The following is an 18,173-nucleotide window of genomic DNA, read 5'->3' on the forward strand; positions in this document are numbered from 1 at the left end:
TTTACTATATGGAGAAGAAGAGCGCCGTATTATCATGGAACCTCATGTACCGAAAAAGCTTGATGTATCATTTTGAAAAATTTACAGGAATAGAGCAAGCTTTGATTGAGTAAACCTGAATTACATCAATTTTTCTTCGATCAATTTTGTCCAAATCGTCAGCGTTCGTCAAAATATTAGTGCTTTCGTCATGTTGACTGAAAATTCTGATGTTTTATAATGATGAAAAGGAGGCGAGATGATTGGGTAAAGGGAGAATTAGAGTGGAAGAACGTATTAAGGCCGAAACGGATGCTGAAATGTTTAAAGCGACTCTCCTTGATCAGGCTCAGAAGAAAAAGTAGTTTGCTGCCCGTCGATATGTCTCAAGCCAAAATTTCATAATTGAACATCATGCCTCGGGATAGGTCCCGAGGCTTTTTATATAGAGGTCAGACATTTAGGAGAGGACATAAACGAAGGTTATATTATAAACTAGAGAGGATTGTTTTAAAGGAGAGAGACAGAGATGTTTACACAAAAATGGATGGATACATATTTTACAGTCGATATTGCGATCCAAATAGGCATTAGCCTTTGTATTTTATTGCTTTTTTTATTACTTCGAAAAGTATTTACGAAATACTTGTTTCACCTGCTCTTTAAGCTGACAAACCGGTCTAAAACCGAAGTCATTAACCAAATTGTCGTGGCGTTTGAAAAACCTGCGAGACTGTTTTTTGTGGCACTAGGCTTATATTTTGCGTTAAGACAAGCCCCATACTTTGAGCACCATATGGATGTCATTGTCAAATTGTATAGATCCTCTATTATTTTGATGCTGACGTGGGGACTTTGTAATCTAACCGCAGCTTCTTCCTTCTTATTTCAAAAAGTGAATTCAAAATTTGAATTAGAGATGGATGATATTTTAGCCCCATTTTTATCAAAGGTTCTTCGGTTTATGATTATTGCACTGAGTATTAGCGTCATTGCACAAGAGTTTAACTATGATGTGAACGGACTTGTGGCAGGGCTTGGTCTAGGTGGTCTTGCTTTTGCGCTCGCTGCGCAGGATACAGTGGCGAACTTTTTTGGAGGAATTGTGATTATTACAGAGAAGCCTTTTACAATGGGCGATTTTGTAGAGACTCCAAGTGTACTTGGGACTGTAGAGGACATTACCTTCCGAAGCACAAAATTTAGAACACCTGCTGAAGCGGTGGTGACCGTGCCAAATTCGACCCTTTCAAAGGAGCCGATCACAAATTGGACGAGAATGAATAAACGTCAAATTACGTTCTCCGTTCGCGTATCTTACAATACACCGAAAGAAAACATTGATAAGTGCATCAAACGTCTGAAGCAAATGCTTTATGATCATGATGGGGTTCATAAGGAAACGATTATGGTGAATTTCGATGTGCTGGCAGACAGCTATTTAAACTTATTCTTTAACTTTTATACAAACACAACGGCTTGGTCTGAAAACCTGGATATTAAGCAGGATATTAACTATCGCATTATTGATATTTTCCATGAAGAAGGGGTAGAATTTGCTTTCCCTGGACAGACCATTTATATGAAACAAAAAGGTGAGAAACAGCTCGGTGAATAAAGGAGGAATGGTGGTTGGATCAAACAAAAGTGGCAGCGCTAAGAGAGAGATTATCAAAGGCCTCACATATTACAGTCCTTTCAGGTGCTGGGATGAGCACAGAATCGGGAATTCCCGATTTTAGATCAACGGGTGGACTATGGACAGAAGATACTTCTCGCATGGAGGCAATGAGCCGGTCCTACTTTTTATCACATCCGCATCAATTTTGGCCGAAATTCAAAGAATTGTTTCAAATGAAGATGAGTGGAGAGTACGAGCCAAACGCTGGACATGCTTTTTTAGCCAATTTAGAAAAGCAAGGAAAACGCGTGGATATTTTCACGCAAAATATCGATGGTCTGCATAAAAAAGCGGGAAGCCAGCATGTGTATGAACTGCATGGTTCCATTCAAACAGCTACATGTCCATCATGCGGGTCAACATACGAACTGCCTTATTTATTACAAGAAGAGGTACCGGTTTGTGAGTGGATTTCATCAGACGGCCGTACATGTGGACGAGTACTTAAAACAGATGTTGTCCTTTTTGGGGACATGGTGAAGCACTTTGATCAAGTGGAGAAATCGCTCCTGCAAACGGACATGCTACTCGTCATGGGAACGTCCTTAGAAGTGGCACCAGCCCGATATATTCCAGAAGATGCTGCTCATCATCCTTCCATCTTTAAGGTCATGATGAATTTAAGTGAAACGGAATTCGATCCGCTGTTTGATCTTGTCTTTCACGAACGAATTGGCGAGCTTGTGAATGCTTTATAAATCATAAAAAACCCGCATCCAATAGGTGCGGGTTTGCTTTATTGTTGAAGTGGCTTCATTGTTTCATCAAGGACTTCAAACGTGTAGCCCTTCGCCTTTAATTGTGTGATCAGACTGTTTAAGTATTTTGCAGTAGCTGGCTGATCATGCATTAAGATGATTTTTGGCTCTTTCGGGTACTTGGTTTCAAGTACCTGCAGCTGATTTAATACTTCTGGTACATATTTTGAGCTTTTATATTTCCAGTCAAGACTGTCAATGGTCCAGTCCCAGTATACAAAGCCTTTTTGTTTTAAACGTGTTTTTTGCTGGTCTGTTAAGTTTGGAGAACTGCCATAAGGTGTTCTCACAAGATGTGTATATTCACCAGTAACAGAAGCCAATATACGTTGATCTTCTTTCATTTCATTTACAGGAGAATCACTTTTTTGATAAAAGCGTTTCACATCATGCGTGATGCCATGAAGTCCTAATTGATGACCTTCTTGATGAAGTCTTTTCACAGCTGCTGGGTGTTCTTTGATTTGCGGCCCGAGCATAAAAAATGTGGCCTTCACTTGCTGTGACTTTAGCACATCTAACAGCTGATTTGATGTAGCAGAAGGGCCATCATCAAAGGTCAAAAAGATCGTTTGATCCGTTACATGTTTGTTTGGATTGATCTTAAAATGTGCATCTAATGTTTTTGGCGAATCATCTTTTGCTTTCAGACTTGTACTTGTGTCTCGAAATGGACTGCTCGCAGACACTTCATTCGGTTGATCTGCTGCCTGCATATTGGTTTTAGACATATCCCAAATGAAAAAAAGGATCAATGTCAGGATGACTAGACCAATCGCCTTTGAGAGCAGCATCGTGTTTGAAGGTGTCTGTTTTTTCGTAACCCGTTGCATTACAATCGCTCCAATAAATCAGTAGTTTGTGTCGAATCATGTAGTGGATTCTGTCTTTTTTCGCTGTTTTTTGTCGTGCTCATATGGAGTAAGTATACAGGAAAAAAGAGCCTATGAATATAGAAGATGCTAAAAAATTGGAATCTTTTTGGTTATGAATCTATATTTGTTACAATAGAAGGTTATCCAGTCAAATGGATATGAAATAATTCTGAATAATCATTGAAACGTTTACATTTATCCGCTAAGATAGCATCAGATTCAACCATTAAGCAAAGCGAAGGGGAGATTCCATATGAAAGTATTGTACAATGGGGATTTTATTGAAAAAAAAGATGCACATGTTGATATTGAAGACAGAGGCTATCAATTTGGCGACGGAGTCTATGAGGTCATCCGCGTATATAATGGGACTTTGTTTACATTAAAAGAGCATACTGAGCGTCTATTCAAGAGTGCAAAGGAAATCGGCATTCATCTGCAAGGTACAGTATCCGATATGGAAGAGAATTTGAAGAAGCTAGTCGCAGATAATCAAGTGATTGATGGCGGCGTGTATATTCAAGTCACGCGAGGCGTCGCACCTCGTAAACATCAATATGGTGCACTTACCCCTCAGATTACGGCATATACATTTCAAGTGAAAAAGCCTATTCAAGAGCAGACAGCTGGTGTGAAAGCACTATTGTCTGAAGATCTTCGCTGGTTAAGGTGTGATATTAAAAGCTTAAACCTTTTATATAACGTCATGGAAAAGCAGAAAGCGTCTGAAGCTGGTGCGTTTGAAGCGATTTTAATAAGAGACGGCTTTGTGACAGAGGGGACGTCCTCGAATGTATATGCCATCATTGACGGTGTCATTCGTACACACCCAGCAAATCACCTGATTTTAAACGGCATTACACGTAGAAAGCTGCTAGAGGTTTGTCAGGAAGAAGGATGTCGTGTGGAAGAAACCCGCATGAGTAAAGACGAACTTTTGCATGCACAGGAAATTTTCATCAGTTCAACGACAGCTGAAGTGATTCCAATTGTAGAGATAGATGGTCAGCCAGTTGGGGAAGGTGTTCCAGGAGAGATCACGAAGCGTGTACAGGAAGGGTTCCAGAAAAAAATTAAGCATGAAAGCGAAGCATCTATTTCTTCGTAAGAAGAAAAAGGCTGTAAACCAATGTTTACAGCCTTTCAGCGTGTAGACAAACCCTCGCATTCGGTGTCAGTCCTGCGTGCTGGTGCTCACGAATGTCAAATTCGCTCCGCGCCAGTACTCGTCCTTCCTAGGGCTGCAAAGGTTTTCTATCACGCTGAAAAGAAGACAAAAGGCTAAAATAAAGTTCATTTTAGCCTTTTGTGATGACATTTATTTCACGATCAGTACAGGTATATCTGATTTGGACGATAACTTTTCACTCACACTGCCAAAGAGCATTTTTTTCAATCTGCTTTGGTCACGTGCTCCCATGACGATGAGGTCTGCTGAAATCTTTTCAGCGTATTCGATAATCGCTTCTGCAGGCTCCCCTTCAACAATTTCAATCGCAGCTTCAAACTGCTCTTCATTTAACAGCATTCTTGCTTCTGCAACGACCTCTTCTGTATGATCTTCAAAAATCAAGGGACTTTGCTGTTCATCATGAGGTACATACACAGGGGGTGTTTGAAGGTCTGCCATGCCGCCTCCGATATAAGCGCCGCCAGTCATTGGGCGAGGTGCATCAAACACCTGTCTGCTGGATTTCCCATCATGAGCGTAAGCAACGGTCAGCTTGGCATTCAACGTTTTGGCTAAAGCGATTGCCTTCTTTAATGCTTTCTTACTGTCTTCATGTCCATCAAACGCAACGACCATCCGATCAGCTTGAAACAATGTCCTCATTCCTTTCAAAAGGAGTCTATACGTTCATGGTATACCCGTTATGAGAAAAAGATACACATGAAAGCGATTGTGTTTTTGTTAGAAAATTTCATTTATTGAAAAATATTTATTGACAAAATGGTGACAGCCACTATAAGATAAAAAAAGATTCAAGAGCCAAAAGGAGGAAATGTCATGTGCAACATCATTGGAAGAATGAAATCAAACTGCATGAATGGGTTGATTCACGTGACAATTACACCTTCATTGGTCATTGAAAAGGGACTCGTATGTTCCAATTGATCGGATGAATCAAGGCGTATGTTGCGTATTTGTCAACATGCGCCTTTTTATCATGTATAAAAGAGGCGTACCAGTTAGCTGGTTGCCTCTTTTTTTGTTGTATACATTTCGTATCTCGAAATAATGGAATGCATCAACAACTAAATGAAGAGGAGTGAAAGCATGTGAACATGCCAAAGGCAAGACAAATGACAAAAGTTCAAAAAACGAAACAAGGTGACAATCAGGAAAATATAGAAAGCGGCTAGCTTTAAAAGGAGAGACAAACATGTTTTCAGTATTTGTGAAATTAGGCTGGTTCTTTAAACAAGAGTGGAGGCGCTATACAATCGCCATTACGCTGCTGCTCATTGTGAATGTGCTTGAAATGCTGCCACCGAGGTATCTAGGTCAAGCAGTTGATGACATTCGGTCTGGTCAATTTACAACATCCAGTATCTTATTTTACGTAACCATTTTTTGCTTACTTGGTGTCAGTGTCTATGCGCTCACCTACTTTTGGATGTATCAGTTATTTGGCGGCGCGAATGTCATGGAGCGTGTGATGCGCGGAAAATTAATGCGCCACTTACTGAAGATGACACCCACCTTTTATGAAAAGAAAAAAACCGGAAATCTAATGGCGCTAGGTACAAATGATTTGAATGCTGTGGCTTTAACAACAGGCTTTGGCGTTTTAACATTAGTCGATTCCACTGCTTACATGCTGATGATCTTTTTTACAATGGGGCTGACGATCAGCTGGAAATTAACTTTAATGGCCATTATTCCGATGCCGCTGATGGCGATTTTGATAGCGTTTTATGGCAGTAAAATTCATGAACGCTTTACAGTCGCTCAAGATGCATTTGGTGATATGAATGATCGTGTATTAGAATCAGTTGCCGGCGTTCGGGTGATTCGGTCTTTTGTGCAGGAAAAACAAGATGTGAATCGCTTTCGAGAAATGACAGACGATGTCTTTCAAAAAAATATGAGAGTAGCGATCATTGATTCATTGTTTGAGCCGACGGTGAAATTGCTTGTGGGGATCAGTTATTTAATCGGTATCGGTTATGGCGCATATCTTGTGTTCCAAAGTGATTTAACCATTGGTGAGCTTGTCGCATTTAACGTCTATCTGGGGATGATGATCTGGCCAATGTTTGCCATTGGTGAATTGATTAATATCATGCAAAGAGGAAATGCCTCATTAGACCGGTTGAATCATACACTCAGTTATCAACCGGATGTAACTGACGCAGCAAAGCCAAAAAGATTACAAGAGCCTGGCGATATACAATTTGAACATGTGACATTTAGGTATCCAACTTCCTCTAAAGATAATCTAACAGATGTCTCCTTTACTGTACGAAAAGGGCAAACGATTGGTATTACAGGAAAAACGGGAAGTGGAAAAACAACGATTGTAAAACAGCTTCTTCGTCAGTATCCGACAGGTGATGGGAAGATCTTGCTTTCAGGTGTTCCAATTGAGGACATTGAATTGGATCAACTGTTCCAATGGATTGGCTATGTTCCGCAAGATCATGTCCTTTTCTCAAAAAGTGTAGAAGAGAATATGCGTTTCGGTCATAGAGACGCGAGAGAAGCTGAATTAGCACAAGCGATTAAAGATGCTTACTTTGAAAAGGATTTACGCCTTTTACCAGAAGGCTTGGAAACCATGGTTGGAGAAAAGGGAGTGGCGCTGTCAGGAGGACAGAAGCAGCGGATTTCCATTGCACGTGCTTTATTAATTGACCCAGACATTTTGATTTTGGATGACTCGTTATCTGCAGTTGATGCAAAAACAGAAACGGCTATTTTAGAGAATTTAAGACAAAATCGTCATGGAAAAACGACATTTATTACAACCCACCGTCTATCAGCTGTAGAGCATGCGGATCTCATTCTTGTCATGGAAGAAGGACGTATTGTTCAAAAGGGAACCCATCAAGCGCTTATTCAGCAAGATGGATGGTATAAAGAGCAATTTCTGCGTCAACAGCTGACAAATCAGCTGGAAGGAGGGGATGAGGCATGACAACAGGGAGAAGACTTCTTGCCTATGCACTCCTATATAAAAAAGTATTGTCTGTTGCTTTGATCTTTCTGATCATTGCAGTTGGTGCTGAGTTGACAGGACCTTTCATTGGGAAAAAAATGATTGATGATCATATTTTAGGTGTAGAAAAACCGTATGTTGAGGTAAATGAAAAAACAGATAAAACGGTTTATTACCAGGGAAATAACTATATAAGAAGTGACCGGCTACAGAATCAAAATGAAGCTGGAAAGCAAATCAATGTCGTGCAAGTCGGATTTGGGTACTATTTTGTGAATGAACCGATTCGATTTGACGGGAGCAGGACAATAGAAGGGGATCAGCTCACCATTGAAAATGGGAGCGAACGTGAGACGTATCAGGTACAGCGTTTATCCAAAGAGGAAATCTTTGCTTTTTATCAGCCGGAAATCAGTGGTTTGGTACAGCTTGTTCTATTTTATTTTGGGATACTCGTCATTGCGATTTTCTTTCAATATGGGCAGCACTATTTACTCCAGCGTATTGCAAATCGCATTATTCAAAAAATGCGAGTGGACGTATTTGAACATATTCAAACGCTTCCGATTCGGTATTTTGATAATTTACCGGCTGGAAAGGTTGTCGCCCGGATTACGAATGACACAGAAACCATTCGTGATTTATATGTTACAGTACTAGCGAATTTCGTCACAAGTGCCATTTACATGATTGGTATTTATACCGCCATGTTTTTATTAAATGTGAAGCTGGCGCTCATTTGTTTAGTGGCTGTTCCGATTATTTTCCTATGGTCGATGACTTATCGAAAGTTTGCGTCGGTTTACAATCACCGCATTCGTTCCATCATTAGTGAAATTAATGCCAAGCTAAATGAAGCCATTCAAGGAATGACGATTATTCAAGCATTTCGACATGAACAAGCAACGAAAGAAGAATTTGATGAGCTGAATAACAATCACTTTCGATATCAGCGAAAGATGCTTCATTTAAATTCACTGCTTTCACATAACTTGGTGAATCTGCTTCGGAACTTAGCATATGTCGCACTCATTTGGTATTTTGGCGGCGCGTCCTTAAGTGCGACGGGCATTGTGTCGATTGGGGTGCTCTATGCATTTGTCGATTATTTAAATCGTTTGTTCCAGCCGATTACAGGCATTGTGAATCAATTCTCTAGATTAGAATTAGCCAGGGTTTCATCTGAACGGGTCTTTCGATTATTAGATGAGCCAGGTACTGAAGTGGAAGAACCAATTCAGAAGAAACTAGAGGGACACGTCCAATTTCAGGATGTTACCTTTGCGTATAATGAAGGGAAAAATGTATTAAAGAACATCACCTTTGAGGCGAAAAAAGGTCAGACGGTGGCACTCGTTGGACATACCGGTTCTGGGAAAAGTTCGATCATGAATTTGCTGCTACGTTTTTATGATATTCAGCATGGGGACATCCTCATTGATGGAGAAAGCATCTATGATCAGTCGCGCCAAACGCTGCGTAAACAAATGGGCATTGTACTGCAAGATCCTTATTTATTTTCTGGAACGATTGCGTCCAATGTCAGTTTAGGAAATGAAGACATTAAAAGAGAAACGATTGAAACATCGTTAAAGCAAGTGGGCGCAGCAGAACTATTAAATCATTTGCCTGAAGGTTTTGATGAACCAGTTGTTGAAAAGGGGAGTACTCTTTCCTCTGGGGAGCGTCAATTGATTTCATTTGCCCGTGCACTGGCATACGATCCAGCGATCTTAATTCTAGATGAAGCGACGGCTAACATTGATACAGAAACAGAAGCCATCATTCAGCGGGCACTGGATGTCGTCAAAGAAGGACGAACCACTTTTGTCATTGCGCACCGATTATCTACTATTAAGAAAGCTGACATGATTTTGGTGTTAGAAAAGGGTGAGATTGTCGAGCGCGGCAGCCACGAAGAGCTCATGGAGCAAGGCGGACTGTATGCGCAAATGTACGAATTACAAAAGGGAGCTGTGACGAGCGGCTGATAGGATGAGTAGCAAAAGCCTCTTTCAATTTGAAAGAGGCTTTTTTACGATAATACTGAAGGGATGTAAATAACGACAGTGATATATTAAGAATGAAATTAATTCTAAATACTCATAAAAATGGATTATTAATGTGTTTTTATCCATAAATCCTAGTTTTTTCATCTATATGCATATTGTGTTTTCTTTTTTTTTGATATTGTATTATATGAATAAAAAAGAGGAGGAGGATTGAAAGTGAAGAGTAAACAAGGATTATTTAAAAATGTCATCTTGATTACCGCAACATTATTAATTTTTTCTGGGTTTAGTAGTGGAGTTACATTATCTGCATCAGCAGCTGAACAGAAATCGCCAAAGAAACAAGTGGTTGAGACAAAATCTGATTTATCATCACAAATTCAATCTTATAAGGCTGATGATCAAAATGGACAAATCCATGCTTTAGGTAATATTGATTCGTCAGAGTATGCTGATAGGGTTACTGTAGACTTGGATCAAGTCTTAAATATGCAATCTGCCCAGCGGAATGTTTATAAAAAAGCATTTCAAAAAAAAGATTATAGCAATTTAAAAGATGCACTAGGAGCAAGTTCAACAATACTTGGATTATTGTTTATTGCTAATACACCTACAGGAGTAGTTACTGGAGTGACAGGTTTACTAGCTACAATAGCACCTAGTGCACAAGCAGAATTAGATAAGCTTGTAAAAAATGGTTACTATGAAATGGGCGATTTACAAGAGTTTTTACACGAAAATAAAAAGTATGATTTAATTGATGTACAACTGCCTTTTATTGAATACAAAGTTAATGGGAAAAGAATTAGATTTGTTACAGGAACAGGTGTAATCAAGCGAGTTCATTCAAAATCCGGTTGGATCACTCTCTGATAATTTTTTGTAATACATGGTCAAATTTATATGGTCATAAAAAGTCGAGGGGAAATACCTCGACTTTTTTAAGTCCTAAATATAAAATTTCCAGTTTGCATGATAGTGTTTGTAATGGTCAATAAGCGATACCAACGCGTTGATGCACAAATTCTTTTGAGTTTAACTGCTGATACAAAAAGTGTGCGGTATCTTCAACTGAGATTTTCTGTCCATCTATAGGGAGAAAATTCTTTTCATAGCGATATGACCGTGTCACTTCTCCATCTGGTAAATAGGTTGGGCAAATGATTGTCCAATCTAGTTCAGTTGATTGAAGAATTTCAAATGCTTTGGCATGTTCTTTAGCAGCTCGGGAAGTGGTTCGCCTTGATTCATTTGTTTCAAAGCGGTAAAGCTCAGGCTGCTGCCTTGCTTTCAAAATCCCCGCAGTGCCAATCGTTATAATTCTTGATGTTCCTGTTTGCTTCATGGCTTGTACGATATGCTCCATTGAAACAGATAAAGTATCATCACCATCTGTTGATAGACAGCTCACGACAATATCTGATCCTTTAATTGTTTCAAGCACATCCTCTTGATTTCTGGAATTGCCGGTGACTTGAAACATACCCGCAAGCATTTCTTCCCGGTTTGTCCGAATTAACGAGCGAACCATGTAACGATCATCTTCTTTTACGAAACGAAGAAATGCTTGTCCTACACGTCCATGAGCACCGAAAAGAGCTATTTTCATCTGATCGATCCCTCCACTACATACTATAAGTGAAAAGAACTTAAAATGGTACAGTTTTATGTCATGCTTTTTTTATAAAGATGAAAGGACCGAATACTATGAGCATATTCACATAATAGAGAGAGACCGACAAATTGTAGAAGTTCAAAATTCACACCTGAAATAATGTCCATAAAGATCCGCTCCTTTCTAATACATCATATGAATTCAAAAGGAATCGGTGAGGGATAAAACCAAAAAAAGAAGACACCATAAGAGGTGCCTTCTATGATCCAGATATGAAATTAAGCTTTTGTTCCGCCAAGGTTTTGCTGAGCGTAAGATACAAGACGTTTCGTGATTTCTCCACCAACTGAACCGTTAGCACGAGCTGTTGTTTCTGCTCCAAGGTTTACACCAAACTCAGAAGCGATTTCGTATTTCATTTGATCGATTGCTTGCGCTGCTCCAGGAACTAGTAATTGATTTGAACTATTAGAATTTGCCATGATGTGAATCTCCTTTTTATATAAGATTTTTTTGGTTGGGTTTGCTGGAGTCGCACCAGCGAAATGACCAAGTCATTTGCCACTTGGCGAACCCAATGCGGTAACTGCTTTGTACTAAATATTATGGTTCGCTACGAAAAAAACATACGGAAAAAGAACATGGTAAATGTTGTTTTCATATACAAAAAACCACCACCCAATGGTGATGGTTTGTGGAACGTCTTCTTATTCAGCTGAGCGGATGCGGAGCTCAGTCTCTGTATCAAAGAAGTGCGCTTTATTCATATCAATGGCAAGAGGGATCGTCTGACCTGCCTGAATATCTGTGCGAGAATCAACACGTGCAATAAACGTTTGACCAGCGAGAGAAGAATAAAGCATCGTTTCGGCTCCCATTAATTCAGCCACTTCTACGTTTGCTTCAATTTTTGTTCCTTCAGAAGCCTCTATAAACACAGGCTCATCATGGAAATCTTCTGGTCTGATGCCTAGAATCACATCTTTTCCGATATAGCCCTGACTGCGTAATACTTTCATTTTTCCTTCTGGTACACGAATGTGCGTATTCCCAATGGCAATGGCTCCGTCAGACAGTTTTCCTGTAAAAAAGTTCATCGCTGGAGAGCCAATAAATCCTCCTACAAAGACATTCTCCGGGTTTTCATACACATCCTTTGGTGCGCCAACCTGCTGAATAAAGCCATCTTTCATGACAACAAGCCGAGTAGCCATTGTCATGGCTTCTGTTTGATCGTGTGTGACATAGATGAATGTCGTCTGCAGCCGCTGATGAAGTTTAGAAATTTCGGCACGCATCTGAACACGAAGCTTAGCATCTAAATTAGAGAGAGGTTCATCCAAAAGAAAGACTTTTGCATCGCGTACAATGGCCCTTCCAAGTGCAACACGCTGTCTTTGACCTCCAGACAATGCCTTAGGTTTTCGATCTAAGTATTGTTCAAGCCCTAATATTTTTGCAGCGTTTCGTACCCGCTCATCAATTTCTGCTTTAGGAAATTTTCGAAGCTTTAATCCAAAAGCCATATTATCGTACACATTCATATGAGGATATAAGGCATAGTTTTGGAAAACCATCGCAATATCCCGGTCTTTTGGTGCCACATCATTCATTCGCTTGCCGTCTAATAGAAAATCCCCTTGTGAAATTTCTTCAAGGCCTGCAATCATGCGGAGGGTTGTTGATTTTCCGCACCCAGATGGACCAACAAACACAATAAATTCTTTATCCTCAATATGTAGATTAAAGTTATCTACTGCTGTTACTTTGTTATCGTACACTTTATAAATTTGATTTAGCATCATTTCAGCCATAGGTGGTAGCCTCCCAGTCCTTTTTGAAAGCGCTTTACTTATAAATGAAGTGTATAAAAAGGAAGGGTGTCTGTAAATGGACAACGTGCACAACATCTTATTTTCATTTTTAGGCAAGGTGCTCATGATAGGATCATTTAAGAAAGATCGAGAAGATTCATCATGAAATAAGCAGCTGACGCTTCTTGAAAATGCCGTATATCTAGTCCTGTCCGTTCAATAAATTTATCAATCCGATACTGGAGGCTGTTTCGATGAACATATAACGCTTTTGCTGCCTGCGATGCATTTAAATTACACTGCATATAGGTCGTGAGAGTCCGGTAAACGTCCCGATCAAAGATTGTTTCTATAAATGCATCTGAAATAGCGGCAGAAACCATGTCTGTATCGTGGCGAATGAAAGCAGGTAAACATTGATAAAATGTTGCAACCCCTGACCTAAGTTTTCCTTGCTTCAGATGCCATAAAAAGAGCTGATGTTCATTTAATAATCTCATTTTTAAATTTCCATTCGGCAAATGCAGCTGTCCTTGCATGAAGACAACGTCTGTTAAAAAATCACTTGTGATGGCTTGAGACAAATCATGTAGCTGTTCAAGTTGACCATTTTCTGATGTAGCGTTTGTTTGAATGAGCATAGCTGTTTCAGTGCCTGTCCATATGAAATGAATATGTTCGAGGCTGCTGTTCACAGCCTCTTTTATTTGCTGCCTTTGTTCTGCTTGGTGATCCATTTTGAAAAAATAAACACGGACGGATTGATCGATGGTGATTGATTTGTTTTCAAAGAGATAGCTGTACCATTTCTGTTCTTCTTCCGTTTCCTGCGTATGAGGTACATCAATTGGTGTGAGGAATGAATTGAGAAGAAGCGCTTCCCTTTCTGTTAGCTCCGTTTTGTTTACTCCAAAAATTTCGCCTTCGTCTGTTTGATACCAGAGAATTTGTTTATCATTTGTTGGTGAACTGATGATATGGTGTCCGTAAACAAGTTTTAGTTTTTCTAACATGGCGAGGCTCCTTAAACAGTTTAATCATACACATGGAATAGCATTAATTCGTGGATTTCTTCTTTTAAGGTTGGCTCAACTTCATGAGGCGGAAGCTGAGAGCCCCATTCAATATCACCCGTTTTGTGATAAATGCCTTCATAGTGTGAACCATTATGAAAAAAGGATATTTTCCAGCCAGGTAATTGCGCTTTTTTAAAGAGAGGTTTCCATTGAAAATGAGAAATCATATCATCATTGCCTCCTTGCTTTTATTGATGAAACAATAAATACACACGACAATACGGAAACAACCTTGAACTTGGTTTTATTGTATCTCATCTGATGAAAAGAGCATAGGGAAAGCACAGATTTCAGAGACATGAAAAGAAAACATCAGTAGGCGTTTGCATGGTCTATAGGAGTAAGAGCCATTTGTGTTAGGTAAGATGCGTATTCAACGATTCTTTTCCCAATCAGCCATTCTGAGTTTTTCAATGGTGCATGCAGAAAAATCTCGCGGCCTGGACGAGAATTGGCTTCAAACATCCAGATAGCACCTAAGTGATCAATACCTAAGTCAAAACCAATTTCCCCAATCAGACCGGGCATTTTTTCATCTATCACACGACTAAGTGCGAGGGCAGTATCAGAGAGCTCTTGCAAAACCTTCAAACGTTTCTCTGCATCAGGAAAGATATCATACAGTGTTTTTACTGAACCACCATGCAGTTGATGGGTTGTGACAGTGTGATCTCCTGAAACTTTTCCAGCAGCGGCTGTAACAGTCCAATGACCATACTTATTTTTATTCGTATGAATTCTAAAATCCAGTGGTTGATTGTCTATTTGAAGAAGCTCAATGCCTTGTTGTGCAATCAAGTCTTGAATTGCACAATCTTCCCGCAGTTTTTTCACGAAATGGTCTACGGAATGATATGAAGTGGATTTCCCTTTATTTGAGCAGACAGTGATCCCGTTTTCCGCCTTCTTTAACTGATAAATACCGTCTCCGTGACTGCCGTTTGTTGGTTTTAAATAAATGACATGATGCAGATGAAGGAGTGTTTCTATTTTATTTAAAGCATCAACAGGATCTAATCGTATAGAATGTGGCAAGAAAGAGCTTGTTTTTTCATCTGTTAATAGCTGTTCATGAATGTCCCATTTATTAAAAAAATAAGGATTGAACCAAGGGATATCGTAATCTTGAGTGAGTTTTCGTTTTGTTTCTTGAATGAATGCCGACTGAGCAGCCTTTCTATTAGGCAGCCGGTCATAAACAACGGATGGGAGGGGCATCTGCTTTTTTACCCAGCGCTCCTCTTGGTAAAGCAAACCTTCTACTATTCCTTTATCCCAATCGATAGAATGAGTACCAAAAAGATATGCAAAACCAGCATGCTGCCTGCAAGATTGCAGCAATTTCATAAAATAGGAAGATCTTGCGCCTAAAGGTGCTGTATTTTGTTCGAATCCTGCAGTGAAAATGCCGATGAGAGGTCCTATATAGAGTGTATGTTGAACTAATATGACATCAGCTTTCGTTTTGTATGGAATGAGTAAAGCGCGATAAAGGTCTTCTGATAATAAAATCATTTGAGATTGATGATGATAGGAAATGGCGAAATCATCTACTAAACAAGAACCTAAAGCAATAGATAAAATTGCCTCCTGCTCTTTAAACTGAGCAGGGAGATATACTGTTTTTTCACTTGCTGAATGAGGAGCGATGATGTAGCGTTTTCTCTTCATAAGGAACCTCCTTTTCTTCAGCCATCATCGATTTGGCATGTTCAAGTATGGTCTGAATCAATTGATTCTCCTTCTCAGGATAAGCTTTTAAAAAAGAGGATCGTCCTGGCTTTGATCTTACATTTGAGATGAAAAGTCTGCCTTCATTTGTATGAAGCAAGTCTATAGCGAATTCAATACACGGTGAGAAAGTTTTGTCTATAAACGCTGGAAGAGATGACTGAATGGAGGCAATATCATCTAACAATAGCTCCTTGATGTGTGGCTTTAATGAGTTTAAATAGTGATCAAAGGCTACCACATGAATGGAATTTTGTGTATTGCTTAAAAGGCTGTTTTCTACTGATGGTTTTGTATGAATCCCCATGCTATTCCATTGATTTTGTGAATTTTTTATAAGAAAAATCCTAATTTCATTGAATATAACGTCTTTTTGATCATTCGTGTTAAAAAATTGAAGGAAAGATCGGCCGATATACTTTTTGCACCAACGCTCAACCTCTTCTGAATGTGAAAAGGTGATGATTTGCTGAGCGTTTAGCTGCACAGTAATGAGTGATTTGTCTCTTAAAGAAATGAAGCAAGAGGGTGCTGCGTGCTGTTGAGAAAGCGGCTGTATTTTACAATATCCGCCCTTTCTGACCAAGTTGAGAAGGTCTGAAGGCTTTGTCAATAGAGAGCAGACAGGTAAATATGGTTGTAAAGAAGGGAGGAGACGGAGCTGCTCAAATAGCCGCATTTTATTTGAAATTCCAGTATTCAAAAAAACGGTTTTTGGATACTTTTTTAACCAATTCATGATAGGTTTTGCTTTTTTAGATTGTGCGTCGTGCTGATAAAGACAACGATCATAAATCAAGTCAGGAATCTGAAATTCTGACGCTTCAAATCCTTTGCCAGTCTTAAATTTTTGACCGTGAATGACATTTGAAGCAGGTTTTAAATCTAGAGGTGAAAAACGAACAACTTCTAAATCAAAAGAAGAGGCTGCTTTGGCAAGCTGATGTGTGAATGCTTCTTCATGCTTCGGAGAAAGAGTGACAATGCCGAGCGTTGACGTCATGAAACAACACCTACTTTTCAAATTCTTTTTTTAACATCTGAAAAACACTTTTTGTTGATTTTACATAAACTTGGCGTTCCTATATCATTACGACAGATCGTTGTCTCATATGTCACATTGAATGCTTCATTTGCTTGGACTCTTGACAACAACTATAATACGTATAGATAAAAACAATAAACTTCAGGTGTTGTTTGAAAGGTAGATGACGACTTTGGATATATTCACAACGTTTATCTTTATGATTGTGATAGGTGCAGTGATAGGGGCAGCAACAAACCATCTCGCGATTAAAATGCTTTTTCGTCCGTATAAGCCATATTATTTATTTGGGAAGCAGCTCCCATTTACACCGGGTCTCATTCCTAAAAGAAGAGATGAAGTAGCCAAGCAGGTTGGCGTCATGGTGATGGAGCATTTACTAACGCCAGAGGGCATTAAAAAACGATTTGAATCATCAGAGGCAAAGCAAGAGATATTGCGGACAGTGCACCGATATATTGATAAAGGTGCTGATATGGAAATGACGGTTTTCTCCATGTTAGAAAAATACGGTTTTTCACAGGCTGACGTTAAAGCTGACGCATGGCTTCATCAGTGGACTGATCATAAGCTCCACTCACTGCTTGAAAAGTATGATCAGCAAACATTGTCTGAGCTGTTGCCACAGGATGTAGAAAATAAGCTTGCATCAAAAATTCCAGATGCCGCAGATTATATTTTAAAGAGAGGCATTCATTATTTTGAAAGTGATGAGGGAAAAGCAAGACTCGGTCATATGATAGATGATTTCTTAAAAGAACGAGGAATGCTTGGCAGTATGGTCCAAATGTTTTTAGGGAATTCAAGCTTAATTGATCGCGTGCATCCTGAAATGATGAAGTTCTTAAAGAATGCAGAGACAAAAAGGTTTTTATCAGATTTACTTGTTCAAGAATGGGACAAGGTAAAGCAATTTTCTTTACATGAGCTTGATGAAAAATGGAATGTGAAGGAGCTTCTATTTAGTGTGAAAAAGCAATTGCTTTCACATTTTTCTACAAAGGTGCTGTTAGATAGACCAGTAGGAGTTTACATCAGTGCAGTAGCGGATGATCTTAAGACCAAATTTGCTCCATCTCTCATTGATAAAGGGATTGAAGCCGCATCTAATGCGCTTGAGGGACTGCTCGCAAAGCTCCAATTTGAAGAAATTATTCGTGAACAAATTGAACTTTTCCCGCTTGAAAAAATGGAAGAGCTTGTGATCAGCATATCTAATAAGGAGCTGAAGATGATCACATTTTTAGGCGGTCTTTTAGGTGGATTGATCGGTGCTGTCCAAGCGATTTTTGTCACCTTATTCTAAGGCAAGATCGAGAAATTTCGATGAATTTATTGTATATATGTGAAACGAAAGCCATAGTTTGTTATAGTGGAGTGGTGTCCGCCGATCCATATCGGTGATAACGGATAGAAAGGAGACA

At 39.4% G+C, this 18,173-nt stretch carries 17 protein-coding genes; 8 read left to right on the top strand and 9 right to left on the bottom strand.

The window, feature by feature from the left end:
* Positions 1–242: 242 nt before the first annotated feature.
* The 3 genes from NSQ52_RS04945 to NSQ52_RS04955 all read left to right on the top strand — a co-directional run bounded on the left by NSQ52_RS04945 (position 243) and on the right by NSQ52_RS04955 (position 2,358).
* Positions 243–344, top strand: coding sequence for a YhdX family protein (locus NSQ52_RS04945; RefSeq protein ID WP_017360338.1), 102 nt, complete (start codon positions 243–245; stop codon positions 342–344).
* A gap of 164 nt (positions 345–508) precedes the next feature.
* Positions 509–1,597, top strand: a complete 1,089-nt coding sequence (locus tag NSQ52_RS04950) for a mechanosensitive ion channel family protein (RefSeq protein ID WP_047946622.1) — start codon at positions 509–511, stop codon at positions 1,595–1,597.
* A 14-nt stretch (positions 1,598–1,611) separates the two neighbouring features.
* Entirely contained in the window at positions 1,612–2,358 is a 747-nt protein-coding gene (locus NSQ52_RS04955) for an NAD-dependent protein deacylase (protein ID WP_342473960.1), read from the top strand.
* 38 nt (positions 2,359–2,396) lie between these two features.
* On the opposite strand, the gene NSQ52_RS04960 is transcribed toward NSQ52_RS04955, so the two are convergent.
* Positions 2,397–3,251: a polysaccharide deacetylase family protein gene (locus NSQ52_RS04960; protein WP_024719972.1), complete on the bottom strand. Its 855-nt coding sequence runs from the start codon at positions 3,249–3,251 to the stop codon at positions 2,397–2,399.
* Positions 3,252–3,546: 295 nt separating this feature from the next.
* Here NSQ52_RS04960 and dat point away from each other — a divergent pair, with 295 nt between their 5' ends.
* Complete coding sequence (gene dat / locus NSQ52_RS04965) at positions 3,547–4,401, top strand: D-amino-acid transaminase (RefSeq protein WP_342473961.1); 855 nt, start codon at positions 3,547–3,549, stop codon at positions 4,399–4,401.
* A gap of 210 nt (positions 4,402–4,611) precedes the next feature.
* Here the strand turns inward: dat and NSQ52_RS04970 are convergent, their stop codons facing one another.
* Positions 4,612–5,118, bottom strand: a complete 507-nt coding sequence (locus tag NSQ52_RS04970; RefSeq protein ID WP_017360333.1) for a universal stress protein — start codon at positions 5,116–5,118, stop codon at positions 4,612–4,614.
* A 559-nt stretch (positions 5,119–5,677) separates the two neighbouring features.
* On the opposite strand from NSQ52_RS04970, the gene NSQ52_RS04975 reads away from it, so the two are divergent.
* The 3 genes from NSQ52_RS04975 to NSQ52_RS04985 all read left to right on the top strand — a co-directional run bounded on the left by NSQ52_RS04975 (position 5,678) and on the right by NSQ52_RS04985 (position 10,341).
* Positions 5,678–7,435: an ABC transporter transmembrane domain-containing protein gene (locus NSQ52_RS04975; RefSeq protein ID WP_024719974.1), complete on the top strand. Its 1,758-nt coding sequence runs from the start codon at positions 5,678–5,680 to the stop codon at positions 7,433–7,435.
* The gene (locus tag NSQ52_RS04980) at positions 7,432–9,447 is read left to right on the top strand and encodes an ABC transporter ATP-binding protein (RefSeq protein WP_342473962.1); all 2,016 of its coding nucleotides are present in this window, start codon (positions 7,432–7,434) and stop codon (positions 9,445–9,447) included. The genes NSQ52_RS04975 and NSQ52_RS04980 overlap by 4 nt, the downstream gene beginning before the upstream one ends.
* Before the next feature lie 237 nt (positions 9,448–9,684).
* Complete coding sequence (locus NSQ52_RS04985) at positions 9,685–10,341, top strand: hypothetical protein (protein WP_135009095.1); 657 nt, start codon at positions 9,685–9,687, stop codon at positions 10,339–10,341.
* Positions 10,342–10,459: 118 nt separating this feature from the next.
* Here the strand turns inward: NSQ52_RS04985 and NSQ52_RS04990 are convergent, their stop codons facing one another.
* From NSQ52_RS04990 to NSQ52_RS05020, 7 genes are all read right to left on the bottom strand, one after another.
* The gene (locus NSQ52_RS04990; RefSeq protein ID WP_008348943.1) at positions 10,460–11,077 is read right to left on the bottom strand and encodes an NAD(P)H-binding protein; all 618 of its coding nucleotides are present in this window, start codon (positions 11,075–11,077) and stop codon (positions 10,460–10,462) included.
* Positions 11,078–11,361: 284 nt separating this feature from the next.
* Positions 11,362–11,565, bottom strand: coding sequence for an alpha/beta-type small acid-soluble spore protein (locus tag NSQ52_RS04995; protein WP_008348940.1), 204 nt, complete (start codon positions 11,563–11,565; stop codon positions 11,362–11,364).
* 225 nt (positions 11,566–11,790) lie between these two features.
* Complete coding sequence (gene ugpC / locus NSQ52_RS05000; protein WP_024719977.1) at positions 11,791–12,897, bottom strand: sn-glycerol-3-phosphate ABC transporter ATP-binding protein UgpC; 1,107 nt, start codon at positions 12,895–12,897, stop codon at positions 11,791–11,793.
* A gap of 137 nt (positions 12,898–13,034) precedes the next feature.
* A complete protein-coding gene (locus tag NSQ52_RS05005) occupies positions 13,035–13,910 on the bottom strand; it encodes a helix-turn-helix domain-containing protein (protein ID WP_025207024.1) in 876 nt (291 codons plus the stop codon).
* 20 nt (positions 13,911–13,930) lie between these two features.
* Positions 13,931–14,140: a YheE family protein gene (locus NSQ52_RS05010; RefSeq protein WP_008348933.1), complete on the bottom strand. Its 210-nt coding sequence runs from the start codon at positions 14,138–14,140 to the stop codon at positions 13,931–13,933.
* Positions 14,141–14,285: 145 nt separating this feature from the next.
* The gene (locus tag NSQ52_RS05015; protein ID WP_342473963.1) at positions 14,286–15,644 is read right to left on the bottom strand and encodes a YheC/YheD family protein; all 1,359 of its coding nucleotides are present in this window, start codon (positions 15,642–15,644) and stop codon (positions 14,286–14,288) included.
* On the bottom strand, positions 15,601–16,707 hold the full coding sequence (locus NSQ52_RS05020; RefSeq protein WP_342473964.1) for a YheC/YheD family protein: 1,107 nt from the start codon (positions 16,705–16,707) through the stop codon (positions 15,601–15,603). The genes NSQ52_RS05015 and NSQ52_RS05020 overlap by 44 nt, the downstream gene beginning before the upstream one ends.
* Before the next feature lie 214 nt (positions 16,708–16,921).
* Between NSQ52_RS05020 and NSQ52_RS05025 the strand changes: the two genes are divergently transcribed.
* Positions 16,922–18,055: a DUF445 family protein gene (locus NSQ52_RS05025; RefSeq protein ID WP_024719981.1), complete on the top strand. Its 1,134-nt coding sequence runs from the start codon at positions 16,922–16,924 to the stop codon at positions 18,053–18,055.
* Positions 18,056–18,173: the final 118 nt, after the last annotated feature.

Origin of the sequence: Bacillus sp. FSL W8-1141, from assembly GCF_038593205.1 — a bacterium.
Taxonomy (GTDB): domain Bacteria; phylum Bacillota; class Bacilli; order Bacillales; family Bacillaceae; genus Bacillus; species Bacillus altitudinis.

What these genes read in the sequence shown, in the direction of transcription:
- NSQ52_RS04990 (WP_008348943.1), bottom strand. Translation starts at nt 11,077, where the DNA reads ATGAAAATAGCTCTTTTCGGTGCTCATGGACGTGTAGGACAAGCATTT.
- NSQ52_RS04975 (WP_024719974.1), top strand. Translation starts at nt 5,678, where the DNA reads ATGTTTTCAGTATTTGTGAAATTAGGCTGGTTCTTTAAACAAGAGTGG.
- NSQ52_RS05015 (WP_342473963.1), bottom strand. Translation starts at nt 15,644, where the DNA reads ATGAAGAGAAAACGCTACATCATCGCTCCTCATTCAGCAAGTGAAAAA.
- NSQ52_RS04950 (WP_047946622.1), top strand. Translation starts at nt 509, where the DNA reads ATGTTTACACAAAAATGGATGGATACATATTTTACAGTCGATATTGCG.
- NSQ52_RS05010 (WP_008348933.1), bottom strand. Translation starts at nt 14,140, where the DNA reads ATGATTTCTCATTTTCAATGGAAACCTCTCTTTAAAAAAGCGCAATTA.
- ugpC (WP_024719977.1), bottom strand. Translation starts at nt 12,897, where the DNA reads ATGGCTGAAATGATGCTAAATCAAATTTATAAAGTGTACGATAACAAA.
- NSQ52_RS04995 (WP_008348940.1), bottom strand. Translation starts at nt 11,565, where the DNA reads ATGGCAAATTCTAATAGTTCAAATCAATTACTAGTTCCTGGAGCAGCG.
- NSQ52_RS05005 (WP_025207024.1), bottom strand. Translation starts at nt 13,910, where the DNA reads ATGTTAGAAAAACTAAAACTTGTTTACGGACACCATATCATCAGTTCA.
- NSQ52_RS04960 (WP_024719972.1), bottom strand. Translation starts at nt 3,251, where the DNA reads ATGCAACGGGTTACGAAAAAACAGACACCTTCAAACACGATGCTGCTC.
- NSQ52_RS04980 (WP_342473962.1), top strand. Translation starts at nt 7,432, where the DNA reads ATGACAACAGGGAGAAGACTTCTTGCCTATGCACTCCTATATAAAAAA.
- NSQ52_RS05020 (WP_342473964.1), bottom strand. Translation starts at nt 16,707, where the DNA reads ATGACGTCAACGCTCGGCATTGTCACTCTTTCTCCGAAGCATGAAGAA.
- dat (WP_342473961.1), top strand. Translation starts at nt 3,547, where the DNA reads ATGAAAGTATTGTACAATGGGGATTTTATTGAAAAAAAAGATGCACAT.